Here is a 12,331-nt window from a genome sequence, read left to right as displayed (position 1 = left end):
TGTGATGTTATTTAATCTCGAGATCATATCCATCGGCCTCCTTTCCATTCATTTACAAACATCATAAAGTCGCACCCCGCAACCTGTCAATCCGGCCCGGGCGGAAATATTAATTATAATGATTTCTGTCTCCTAGCAGCGAGTTGAGCTGTTCCAGCAAATTGCCGCCGCCGGTCAGTGAAATCGTACCGATTTTCTCGCATATTTTTTCCAGAAATTCAAGCTCCTTGAGACGATAAAGCGTTTGGTTGTCATCCATCAGCTTGGCAGTGTTCAACAGGCTGCGGGTAGACGCCGTTTCCTCGCGGCGGGTGATGATGTTGGCCTGAGCCTTTTTCTCCGCAAGCAGCACCGTGTTGAGAATGTCCTTGATGTCCCCGGGCAGAACGATATCCTTGACGCCGGCCGACAAAAACTGTACGCCGTATTCCTGTTCCTTTTCGTTCAGGCGCGACAGTACGAAGCCGGCGATTTCCTGCTTCATGCGGAGCAGATCGTCCAGTTTCAACGTTCCGATATATTCGCGCAAAATCAGCTGCAGCGCAATATAAACTTGATCCTCGAAACCCTTGATGCTCAAGGCTTTGAGGGGATTGACGATTTTGTACTGGCAGACAAAGTTCAAGCGCAGAGCGACCTTGTCCTCGGTCATGATCTCTTGCCCCGTCATGTCCAGCTGCTGCTGGCGCAAATCCACCGTTTTTACAGCTGCGGCGACAGGGCTTTTCCAGAAATAGTATTTGCCAGGTCGAAGCTCTCTTTGCATCACATTGTTGTAAAATAGGATGCCGGACTCGTAGCTCCCGACTTCCACAGTGTGGAAATACCCGGTCAACTTGGGCAGGATCGCCAGATCCACTTCCGGCGGCAGTTCCGGCTTGCGAATGTCGAAGCGCACGTAATCATGTTTCTTCAGCACGTTCCAGAACGCATAAGTTCCCGCCGTAAGCAGACCTGCAAATTTGCCGTCTTCGTAGTGCAGCACATATTCGTGATCGGCGACATCGATCGTGCTCAGTTCCTTCCGCAGCTGCTCATCCTGCAAAAACAGCACAAGCTCTTTGCCCGCGGCGTCAAAAGGTTTCATTACATTTTGGACCGCTACCGCAGTATCCGAAAATGGCCCGAACCGATACATTCCCGGCTGCAAGTGCCGGACGTAATTTCCTTTTTTAAACAACAAACCGCGTTCGTCCGTCTGAATATTTATTGTTTTCAACATGTTCATTCCCCCATGAACCGATTTACGGCTGTTTGAACCTTATGTAAGAAATCCTCCTGAAGCATTGGCGGAATCAAGCTTGAGAAAAGAGTTCATATGTCCTATCGTCCGGCACCGTACGGCGAAACATTTCGAGCCCGAACTGCAAACCCGAAAACGTTCCGCGTCATGCCGGCCAAATAAAAACCAATTTACTCTTATCGGTATCTGCCGATTGCAAAGCTTTGCCGCAGCGCGGACACGAATGCCCGCCGAGGATTTCTTCAAAAAGGTTTTTTCTCAATGATTTTTCGCGTGGAAGGCGATATCTTGGGGCTCTGCTCCCCTGTTAGATCTATGCCGGCCGAATCTATACAATATACAAGCACATAGGATGAGCGAGCACTGCGGAATTGTCGGAAATCCCCGCCTTGGTACAGTCACCCGTGCATAAATCCCGATCTTGTCAATCCTGATCTCTGACTGACAGGTACTATCATCGCTCATTTGGAAAGGATCGAACAGGGTGAAAGTATGGCGAGCACAAATAAGGCTAGGGGGAAACTTATCGGGGAATCCGGACCCGAACAGCCGTTGAATATGGGGCCGAACAGGTCTCAGGAACGTACTTGCGGCGCGTCAGCCATGATCAGGCGGACCAATTCTCCAGCCTCGACAGGCTTGCTGAAATAGTAGCCTTGGTAGTAGTCGCAGTTCATTTCGCGGATCATGTCAAGCTGTTCTTTGCATTCCACGCCTTCAATGACGATTTCAATACCGAGCTGTTTGGCCATCGCTATGACGGAACGCAAAATGATCTGACTTTTCCTGTCATGGAGCAGACTTTTCGTAAACGTTTTGTCCAGCTTGACTTCGTCCAGGTCCAACTGGGAGAAATAATGAATCGATGAATAGCCGACCCCAAAATCATCCAGCGCAAAAGAGAAGCCGGCGCTTTTCAAAGTTTGTATCGTTTCGTTCACTTTGGCCAGATTGCTGATCAAAGCCGATTCGGTAATTTCAAAAGTGATGAGCTGCGGATTCACGTTGTAACGGCTGGCGGCTTGATTGACGTGCTCTGCGAAATCAGGCTCCATCAGTTGATAGGGAGATAAATTGATGGCCAGGCTTAAGGAAGCGCCGCCGCCTGCTTCCATTTCGCGCAAAAAAGAAAATACCGTTTCCATAACGTGCATGCCGATCGCGCCAATCAGCCCCAGCCTCTCGGCCATCGGAACAAACAGTTCCGGGGACACGTGTTCCCCGTGCCGCTGCCAGCGGATGAGCGCTTCTGCGCCGACAACGCGGTTATGCTTCAGAGACACCTTCGGTTGGTAGACGACCTCCCAGGCGTTCTCTTCGGATGCTTTGCGCAGATCGTTTTCCATAGCCAGCTGCTGCTCAAGAGCTTGATACATATCATCGTAGTAATAAGCAAACGACTGGTTTTGACTGTGCGCCTCCTGCGCCGCCAATTCCATTTCCTTGATCAGAACGTCGAGCGATTTGGCCGCATCCGTCAGCTCCGTAATCCCCAGGTAAGGACGAAAGTGCCGGCCATAGAAGCGCGTAACGCTGAACATGTCCTGGATCGCCTCTATAAGCCGATTCCCTGTTTGACGATTGCCGGCATGCACCAAAATAAAACGCTCGGAATAAAAACGGTATACTTCGTCATTGCCGCCGCACAAAAATTTGAGCTTTTGCGCAATTTCGCACAAAACCGCGTTTCCTTTGTCATAGCCTACAAAATTGCTGAAGCTTTTAAAACTGTGCAAATTGATTAAAATGAACTGTGCCCCCTCTTCCGGCTGCTCGCTGCGTTGTTGCCGGAACGAAGCCAGGTCTTCCCGGAGCTGGTGCACGTTTTTGATTTGCGTAATTTGATCGTAATACGCCAGCTGCGCAATCCGCTTCTCCGCCGCCAGCAGCCGCTCGTTTTTCGCTTGAATTTTCCGGACGTTGTCCAAAATATTTTTGGAATAAATCTCGCAGTAATACAGAAAAAAACCGACGATCAGCAGCAGCGAAAAAGCAAGATCAAGGGTTAACGTAAGGTGGAAGCTTACCCACGACTTCAGGTTATTGATCAAAATAATGACGATGGCCCCGCTTATTAAATAATAAAGGCCGACTCGGGTAACTTGCTTGTTTTGCTTTAGAGCCGCTCTGGCAAATAAAACGGACATTACAAAAAAAAGAGTCAGTGCCAAATTCAAAATGAGATGCAGCGAGAGCCCGATATAAAAAGCTATATGCACCAAAAACGTAATAACTAGAGTCGCCGGCACTAGTGGAATCAAATGGAATTTTCCTTTGCGGTACAAATCGATCGCCCCGAACAAAACCCCCGATGCCACAACGCCCGCAAAAATCGTAATATCGAGCAAAAGAGCGATCTGTTTCTGATGATCCGCATACAGAAGACCAAGAACCATCACGATGCATTCGATAATCCATATCAAAGAGAAGGAAATGATGTTATCTATAAAGTTTGTCTGCGCATCTTGTCTGCTTTTCCGAATTTCATAATAGGCAAAAAAAACATACATCGATAAGGAGATTAGCACTGCGATGACAATAAAAACTTCAAGCTGATCGAAATTCTGCAAATCAAGCATCCAGGATTCCCTCTTTATCCGATAATTGAATAAGTAAATTTTACCAAAATTATAGCATAAATTATCGAAAATTGTTGTATTTTCTGATTCGCAACCGGAATCGGCAAAAAAGACGCCCGCTCCTTCCTCCATGCAAGGAAACGGTCGCCTTCAGCCATGCTCGTATATGGCGTACCCTCGGCGGGGACGGTCACTGATTTTTAAAAAACTCCTGCTTTACGAATTGGATAAACCGGAGAGAAGCCGATTCCGTCAACTGTTCCCCATCCAGTGTGAAATTGAATTTTTTCAAAATTTCTCTGTCATCTTCGTGCAAATGATTCACCAGCTCTTGAACGTCTTTATCGAGCAATTTCTGTGCCATATCTCTCAACCTCCTAATCCTTCTATACGGTGAGTATATCGAATAAATGTTTGGAAACTTTTAGTTTATCCTTAGAAGTTTGTTAGTCATCCCGGTATATTCCGGTGCAAACTTTCATAGACTGATAGAAAAAGGAGCTTATCTTCCCAGAACAGGAGCTGAAATATGCAGAATTTCCGGGCCGCTCGCATACAACCGCAGCAAATTTTCATCTATTTTTTGATCATGCTCGTCAGCTTCATGTTTACTATCATTTTGGCGACCCGCTTTCGCCCGGCACAACCGCCGCCAGCTCCATACGAATACGAAACCTTCACCGCCACCAACCAGGTTCAGCTCCATACCATTCGGACAAGCCCGCAAAATATCGGATTAAAAGCGATAACTTCCAATGTGACGGATCTGTCGTTCAACGGGATCAACGGGGGATTTTTCTGGCAGGGCTACTTGCTCAGCATAGCGGTGATTAACGATCAGCCGGTCAAAGGGAAGCAGGGGGACTACGGTTCAGGCTGGTATAATATCGACCGCAAGCGGGGAACGCTCGTGTGGGATGAAAAAGCGAAAGCTTTTTCGATACAAGTCGTGGAAAGCGCGGAGGAGTTGAAGATGACCGACCGGACGAAGTATTGGGCGCAGGGCGGGGTAAGCATGGGGCTCCAAAACGAGCAGGGCTGGGCCGCGCAGGCCGTTTCGGAAGAAATGCCCGTCATCGACGAGAAAAGAATGCGCTCGGGCATCGTTTACGACAAAAGCAACAACGTCTATCTCGTCGTCGCTCCGACACCCTGCACCGGCGAGCAATTCCGCAGCGCCGTGCGGGAGCAGGTCGGAGAGGGCCGCTTGGTAGACGGACTGTTCCTCGACGGAGACGGCTCCTCCCAGTTGAAGCTGGCCAACGCCGCTCTCCCCGGCGACCACCGGGAAGTGTTCCAGATGATCACACTGTTGAACTGAAGGCGGGGATTGGAGGGGGCTGCCCGTTGGGGGAGGGGCACCCTCAATTAGAGGCGCAGCAGGCTCTGTGCAGCGGCTTGGCAAGCTGCGCACCGCGTGCAGCTCTTAGCGCGCGGTGCCGGGAAAATCTGCGATTGTCAGATGGACCGTGACAATCATGATTTTCCGTTAGGGCTGCCGGCGGGGGAGGGGGCGCCCTCAATTGGGAGCGCAGTAGGCTCTGTGCAGCGGCTACGCATGCCGGAAAGCCTGCAAAAGTGCAGGCTTTTTCCGGGAAAGTGGCTCGTTTTGGCAAAAAGCCTGCGAAAGTGCAGGAATTTTCGCCTAAAACGAGCCTAAACCCACGCGCGCGGCAAAAAGCCTGCACTTTTGCAGGAATGTTGCGCGGCGAGCGCTTTGAGAAGCAAAAACCTGCACTTTTGCAGGCTTTCTGCGCGCTTCGCCAAGCAGCTGTGCTGCCAGCTCGCTCGAGAGTGTGTGACTTTCGCTTCCGCGCTTCGCCAAGCAGCTGTGCTGCCAGCTCGCTCGAGCGCGATTGACTTTCGCTTTCGCACGTTTTGGGCCCGCATCGCAGCAAAAATCCGCCCCGTTTCCTATAAGGAATGAGGCGGATTCGGCCGGATACGTATGGATTAGAACGTCACGTTATCGGGATTCGGGCCGAGACGCTCGTTTTTGTTCAGTGCATCGATGGCGCTCATATCTTCGTCGCTGAGCTGGAAGTCGAAAATGTTCGCGTTGTCGCGGATACGCTGTTCCGTAACGGACTTCGGAATCGTCACGACGCCGTTCTGGATGTCCCAGCGGAGAATGATTTGCGCCGGCGTTTTGCCGTACTTGGCGGCAAGCCCGGCGAGCGCCGGATGATCCAGGCGGCCTTGCATCAGCGGACTCCACGCTTCCAACTGTACGCCTTTGTCTTTACAGAACTGCAGCAGCTCTTTCTGCGAAAGGTTCGGATGAAATTCCACCTGATTGACGGCCGGAACGACACCCGTATCTTCGATAATATCGTTCAAATGGTGAATTTGAAAATTGCTCACGCCGATCGCCCGCACATACCCTTGATTGTAGAGATGGACAAGAGCTTTCCAGGTTTCTCTGTATTTGCCGGGAACGGCCCAATGAACGAGATACAAATCAATCATATCAAGGCCGAGTTTTTTGCGGCTCGTTTCGAACGCTTGCAGCGTCGACTCGTAGCCCTGGTCCGCATTCCACACTTTGGTGGTCACGAAAATATGTTCACGCGGTACGCCGCTGTCGCGAATTCCTTGTCCGACGCCTTGCTCGTTGCCGTATACGGCTGCGGTATCAATGCTCCGGTATCCAACGTTTAAAGCCGTTCTGACAGCGTTGATCACTTCATCGCCTTCCTGGGATTTCCAGACGCCAAGTCCGAGCCAAGGCATTTTCACACCGTTATTGAGCGTAACTCCTTCGGTAAAAGCATGGCCTGCCTGCAAAGACATGAATGATACCTCCTTCAATTCATATGAACACATCCATCATACCACCCAAACATTGTAAATCAAAATCCGCGCCGGCGATTACTCCTGATGCGCATGAATCAGGTCCATTTTCAGCTGCCATGCTTTCGTGCTCAAATTGACGCGGTACACTTCCGGATTCAGCTTGCGCAAATATTGCGACCAGAACAGTTTTTTCTGCTCGGCATGGTATTCGCGGATTTGCTGCAGGGAGGGAAGCTCATAGACCAGCTCGCCGTCCGCAAAAATCGGCTCCAGCAGCGGCACGGCGTCATAATTTTCGATATATTTATGAATGTAGGGGTGGGTGGGATCGAACAGCTTGATCCGTTCGCCGCGCCTGATATCTTCCTCGTCGCGCAAAGCCAAATAGTCGGCTTCCGCTTTCCCCGTCTTCCGGTTGACGATCCGGTACACGTCTTTAAAACCGGGATTCGACACTTTTTCCGGGTTGCCGGAAATTTTGATGACCGGCACGTAAGCGCCGTTTTTCTCCCGGGCTACCAGCTTGTAGACTCCGCCCAATGCGGGCTGGTCGGCTGCGGTAATCAGCTGCGTGCCCACTCCCCACACATCGATGCGCGCATCCTGACCCTTCAGGTTGAAAATAATATTCTCGTCGAGGTCGTTGGATGCGACGATTTGCACATCGGGGAACCCCGCATCGTCCAGCATTTGTCTCGCCTGCTGCGACAAGTACGCCAAGTCGCCGCTGTCGAGGCGGATGCCGTTCATTTTTTTCCCCTGGCTTTGCAAATAGCGGGCAATGGTAATGGCATTGGGCACTCCGCTTTTCAAAGTATCGTAAGTGTCCACCAGCAAAGTCACCTGATCGGGCAGCACTTCCGCATATTTGCGAAAAGCTTCTTCCTCCGTGTCGTGACCCTGTACCCAGGCATGAGCGTGCGTCCCTTTGGTCGGAATGCCGAACAGCATCCCCGCCCGCAGGTTGCTTGTCGCATGGAAGCCCGCCACATAGGCGGCCCGCGCTCCCCATACGGCGGCGTCAGCCTCCTGCGCCCGCCTCGTTCCGAACTCCAGCAGCACATCGTGCGGAGCCACTTGCTTGATCCGCGACGCTTTCGTTGCGACGAGCGTCTGATAGTTCATGAAATTGAGCACGGCCGTCTCAATCAGCTGCGCTTCAAACACTCTCGCTTCCACACGGATCAGCGGTTCGCCCGGAAAAACCAGCGTTCCCTCGGGCACGCAGTGCAAATTCCCCGTGAAACGAAAACGCCTCAGCTCATCGTAAAAAGCTTCCTTGTAATTTTCCTCCTGGCTTTGCAGGTAGCGGATTTCATCTTCGCCGAACCGCAAGCTGCGGATATAATGCACAATGCGCTCCAGCCCGGCAAACACCGCGTAGCCGTTGCCGAACGGCAGCTTGCGGAAATATACCTCGAAAACGGCTTTATCGTTGAGCGAGCCTTGCGCCCAATGAGCGTACATCATGTTGATCTGATATTTATCCGTATGAAGCGTCAGGTTATCGTAGTTCATAAGAGTTCACTCCGTTCCGTTGTCCTTGCCGTTCCATGCGCTGACGACTTCTGCGCCCAGCACCGTCCGAAAATGTCCGAGCGCCCAATCATGGCCCTGCGGGTTAAAAGTCGCCGCTGCGTCCTCGTGCACGACGATCCGCAGCCCTTTGTTGTACGCATCCACCGCCGTATGCAGCACACAGATGTCTGTGCAAACGCCGGCCAAATGAACTTCGTCAATGCCCCTTGCCCGGAGCTGCAGTTCCAGGTCCGTCCCGCAAAAGGCGCTGTACCGCGTCTTATCCATCCAATATATCCGCTGCGCGTCAGCGTCATAAACTTCTTTCAGCTTCCCGTACAGCTGCCGGCCCTCGGTGCCGCGAATGTTGTGCGGAGGGAACAAGCGATGCTCGGGATGGTACGTATCCGCCTCGTCGTGCAAATCCACCGCCATGACGACAAAATCGCCCTGCCGGACGAACTGCCTTGTCAACTCGGCAATGCGCCCCTCGATGGCAATGCCGGGATCTCCGCACGGCAATTTCCCCGTTATAAAATCAACCGTATAATCGATTACAAGAAGTGCTTTCATCGTCAGTCACTCTCCTTGAAATGAGTCTTATAATTTCTATTTGATATTATCAATATGACATATTTAAAAAGAGGTGTCAACTTCTTTTCCCGGCAGCGCGAAAAAAAAATAAAACCAACTCGATTCTCTTTACGTAGTATTCATTTATGCACGATCATTTTCAGGGTCAGGGAGGCTTCTTGCTTATGACAAATGTATTTGTTCTTCAACCAACCGTTTCAATCCGGGACTCCATCCAAATGCTGGTATGGTATTTAAGAAAAAGACGGAAACTATAAATAAACGGCAGTATGCGAACGGCGCAAAAAAAAACAGTCCGGCCCGATGAGGGCGCGGGCTGTTTTTTTTTTGCGCTGGTGCCGGCTACAGGCGCGACTTTCTGATGACGTGGTTGATCACTTCCGAAAAAACGAGTCCGAACGCGATCGCGCCGGAGAGCATGAACGCTTTGGCCGCCAGCTGAACGGCCTGATCGTACTGGTTCTCGACCACGTTCCGCATAGCGTCGAAGGCCAGTCCGCCGGGAACTAAAGGTATGATGCCGGATACGCTGAAGACGATGATCGGCGTTTTATAAATTTTGGCGAACAATTGGCTCGTCACCGTCACGCAAAAAGATGCGATCAGCGTCGCCACAATCGGATCGACGGGAACTTTCAAAAAGGATATGTACAACAGCCAGCCGAACATACCGACAAAGCCGCATTGCAGCAAAGTGCCCTTCGGCACGTTGAACAGGATCGCAAAGGCGGCCGAAGCAACGAAGCTCGTCAGCAGCTGCTCGATCATCATGCGAGTCCCTCCCCGCCGTAAAAGGAAAGCACAAAGGCGATTCCCGCTCCGATGGCGAAAGCGGTCAGAAACGCTTCCGCTCCCTTCGAAAGCCCGGACACAAAATGGCCGGCCATCAAATCGCGCACCGCATTGGTGATAAGAAGCCCCGGCACCAGAGGCATGACAGAGCCGATGATCATTTTGTCCAGATCGCGGCCAAACCCCGCTTTCACGAACAAATAAGCCATCGTCCCGATCAACAGAGAAGCCAGACACTCGGCAAAAAATTTGATCGGGATCAGACGATGGATTGCGGTCAGGAACGCGAAGCCCGCTCCGCCCGCCGCCATTGCAGGGACGAAGTCGTTCCAGGTCCCGTCGAACATGATCAGGAAGCAGCCGCTCGCGATGGCTGCGGCAAAGATTTTGAGCCAAACCGGATAGCCGCGGCTGGAGGCATCGATTTCCTGGAGCAGCCGGCAAGCGTCCGCCACCGACAGCTCTCCCCGGCTTATTCTGCGGGAGACGGCGTTCACGACCGTAACTTTGCGCAAGTCCGTCGAGCGCTGCGAAATGCGGACCAACCGGGTTATAGATTCCGCACCGTCTATAGAAAAGATGATGCCCGTCGGGGTTACAAAGCTGTGGGAGTTCGCGACGCCGAAAGCATCGGCAACGCGGGTCATCGTATCTTCGACCCGGTACGTTTCCCCGCCGTTCTCCAGCATGATTTTCCCGGCCAGCAAACACACCTGGGCGATATCGTTAATGGAATGAGAAGATGGAGCCGGATGTTCCATGCGCTTGGTCTCCTGTACGGTACAAGTTTCCCCAAAAGTATAGTATACCGGGCACTCGCTTTCAAGCCGGTTTCCGTTATTTTTTAGACGCCACCACTTTTTCCACGACCCGCTTCAACGATAAGCCGGCTCTGCCCCACGATAGCTTGCTCACATCCAGCCGGCCTTGCCGGCCTTTTTGCCTGCACAGCGCCGGATTCCTATAAGCGGTCCGCATCTGCCTTTTCAGGCTGGCGATATCGACCTCCGCCCATCGCTGGCCTTTTTCGGCAAAAAATTTGCGAAATTGATACGCTATCGATTGTCCTCCTCTCATTTTAACCACCGGATTCATTAATTTATAGTTGATCAAAAATGAATTTTTACGGGTCAGGAAATCCATGTGCCCGCCCCACCCGGTAGCGATAACGGGAACGCCGCTTGACAACGATTCAAGGAACGGCAGGCCGACGCCTTCTCCGCGGGTAGGAAGCACAAACGCATGGCCGAGCGTATAGACCCCTTTAAGCCGTTCAGGGGACAAATGCCGGGCAATGACCTTGACCGGAGCCGTCTGCTTGCGGATGCCAAGCTTCTTTTTATAGCGCTTAATCCGGTTCAAAATCCATTGTTCGTTTTCAAAAAGGCCAGTTCCGCTCGTTTTGATGACGAGCATTACCTTGTCGGCCGGGGAAAATTCTTCCCAAAACGCGCGCAGCAAAGCTTCGGGATTTTTGCGGTGCTGGAAGCCGAATACGGATACGAAAATAAACTTCCCCTGCGAGCCGGGCAGCGGCATCTTCTTATTGCCGGGGTGATATTTTCTCGTATCGACGCCATGGGGAACGATGAATATTGGAACCTTAACGCCGCTGTTTCTCAAGGCTTGCCTGTTTTGAACCGAGGGCACGCATATGGCGTCGAATTTATTTATGTTCGGCCGCCACCGGTTCGGTATTTTCGTCGTTTCCCAAACCGTATTCAAAATGATATGGTCAAAATGCTTTCTTTCCTTTTGGATATTTATCATATATGGGAAGAAATGGTAAATTAAAACCCGGCGCTTGTTTGTTTTTCTGCCGCCAGGCGATCCGTTCGTCTGCGGCTCCGTTCGGATGTCGACGCCCCGCCGTTTTAACGCTCGAAAGTATTCCCTGCTCGCTATGCCCAAGCCGCTTGCTTTGCGCATCGGGCCTTTCCAGACGCATTGATACTGGATCATCGGCTTCCCCCCTTTGGCGTTCTCGTATACCATTTGCGTTTGTGAAAAGAGACGGACCTGTACTTTGCCGCCAGGTTCCGCAGCTGCAAAGATGAAAGCTGCCGGGCGTTCATATTCAGGCTTTTGTTCAAAGCAGGCTTGAGAATGAGCGATCCCGGGGACCTAGCATACAGAAAGTTCCCGTACGTTTCAAATTCCGAAAACGAAAACTGCTTCGTTTTGTCTATGTTCCGCAAAATCGCGGAATACCAGCGCGTATTATGCTTCGCTTCGATCGCTTTTTTCAACCTGGCGAGCTTCGCTTTCTCAAACAACATGTAATGGGTGACGAAGGACCTGGGGGAGAGGGGCTTTTTTTTCAACAACTTGCGATACGTATTAAAATATTCATTCTGGCTCCAGTTTCTGCAAAAGAACACCGTCTTGCCGCCCGATTTGAAAACGTGCGGGCGGATGAACACCGTATCGGCGTCGATAACCAGATAAGCGTCCGATCGGCAGACGGAATCGCCGCCCAGCTTCAGGAGCTGCTGGTACAGCCAGCCGGAGCGGTCCCATTTGGCGGAGCGGTAGCGGATATGATTTTTGGTAATCGGGAGAACTGTATTTTCGTCGACGAATTTGCACTGTTTATCGCGGCACAGCTTCATCAATTTTTTGCTTTTGGGAGCTACGATGAGGATGCTTCCGATCGGATGCTTCACATGTTTTCTTGCGGCATCGATGACATAGGGGAGGGTCGCCAAATCTTTTTCGATCGCCGGAATCAGGATGTCTATTCGCGAACTGCTGCTTGCCATATTTTCATCTCCATTTAGCTCGGTTGGATTATGATATGTCATTGCAG

Annotated in this window: 11 protein-coding genes; 1 reads left to right on the top strand and 10 read right to left on the bottom strand. The window is 51.5% G+C overall.

Going from position 1 to position 12,331, the window contains the following annotated elements; all coding sequences use genetic code 11:
- Positions 1-109: 109 nt before the first annotated feature.
- The 3 genes from AC3G2T_RS26840 to AC3G2T_RS26830 form a co-directional block, all read right to left on the bottom strand.
- A complete protein-coding gene (locus AC3G2T_RS26840) occupies positions 110-1,222 on the bottom strand; it encodes a slipin family protein (protein WP_488437511.1) in 1,113 nt (370 codons plus the stop codon).
- A 596-nt stretch (positions 1,223-1,818) separates the two neighbouring features.
- Positions 1,819-3,822 (bottom strand): putative bifunctional diguanylate cyclase/phosphodiesterase, encoded by a 2,004-nt coding sequence (locus tag AC3G2T_RS26835; RefSeq protein WP_474683606.1) that lies wholly within the window; start codon positions 3,820-3,822, stop codon positions 1,819-1,821.
- A gap of 190 nt (positions 3,823-4,012) precedes the next feature.
- Entirely contained in the window at positions 4,013-4,186 is a 174-nt protein-coding gene (locus tag AC3G2T_RS26830; protein ID WP_474683605.1) for a hypothetical protein, read from the bottom strand.
- Between the two features lie 165 nt (positions 4,187-4,351).
- On the opposite strand from AC3G2T_RS26830, the gene AC3G2T_RS26825 reads away from it, so the two are divergent.
- On the top strand, positions 4,352-5,143 hold the full coding sequence (locus AC3G2T_RS26825; protein WP_488437510.1) for a hypothetical protein: 792 nt from the start codon (positions 4,352-4,354) through the stop codon (positions 5,141-5,143).
- Between the two features lie 632 nt (positions 5,144-5,775).
- Here AC3G2T_RS26825 and AC3G2T_RS26820 read toward each other — a convergent pair.
- The 7 genes from AC3G2T_RS26820 to AC3G2T_RS26790 all read right to left on the bottom strand — a co-directional run bounded on the left by AC3G2T_RS26820 (position 5,776) and on the right by AC3G2T_RS26790 (position 12,284).
- Entirely contained in the window at positions 5,776-6,615 is an 840-nt protein-coding gene (locus tag AC3G2T_RS26820) for an aldo/keto reductase (RefSeq protein ID WP_488437509.1), read from the bottom strand.
- Positions 6,616-6,693: 78 nt separating this feature from the next.
- Positions 6,694-8,136: a nicotinate phosphoribosyltransferase gene (locus AC3G2T_RS26815; protein ID WP_474683602.1), complete on the bottom strand. Its 1,443-nt coding sequence runs from the start codon at positions 8,134-8,136 to the stop codon at positions 6,694-6,696.
- Between the two features lie 6 nt (positions 8,137-8,142).
- Entirely contained in the window at positions 8,143-8,709 is a 567-nt protein-coding gene (locus AC3G2T_RS26810) for a cysteine hydrolase family protein (protein ID WP_474683601.1), read from the bottom strand.
- A gap of 363 nt (positions 8,710-9,072) precedes the next feature.
- Entirely contained in the window at positions 9,073-9,501 is a 429-nt protein-coding gene (locus AC3G2T_RS26805; RefSeq protein WP_474683600.1) for a threonine/serine exporter family protein, read from the bottom strand.
- Positions 9,498-10,283 carry a threonine/serine exporter family protein gene (locus tag AC3G2T_RS26800; RefSeq protein ID WP_488437508.1) on the bottom strand — a complete coding sequence of 262 codons (786 nt, stop codon included), beginning with the start codon at positions 10,281-10,283 and terminating at the stop codon, positions 9,498-9,500. The genes AC3G2T_RS26805 and AC3G2T_RS26800 overlap by 4 nt, the downstream gene beginning before the upstream one ends.
- A 76-nt stretch (positions 10,284-10,359) precedes the next feature.
- Positions 10,360-11,484 (bottom strand): glycosyltransferase family 4 protein, encoded by a 1,125-nt coding sequence (locus tag AC3G2T_RS26795; RefSeq protein ID WP_474683598.1) that lies wholly within the window; start codon positions 11,482-11,484, stop codon positions 10,360-10,362.
- Positions 11,481-12,284, bottom strand: a complete 804-nt coding sequence (locus AC3G2T_RS26790; protein ID WP_488437507.1) for a DUF6492 family protein — start codon at positions 12,282-12,284, stop codon at positions 11,481-11,483. The genes AC3G2T_RS26795 and AC3G2T_RS26790 overlap by 4 nt, the downstream gene beginning before the upstream one ends.
- Positions 12,285-12,331 lie beyond the last annotated feature (47 nt).

The organism is Paenibacillus sp. sgz302191 (assembly GCF_057749925.1).
This window is presented reverse-complemented; position numbering and strand designations above follow the sequence as displayed.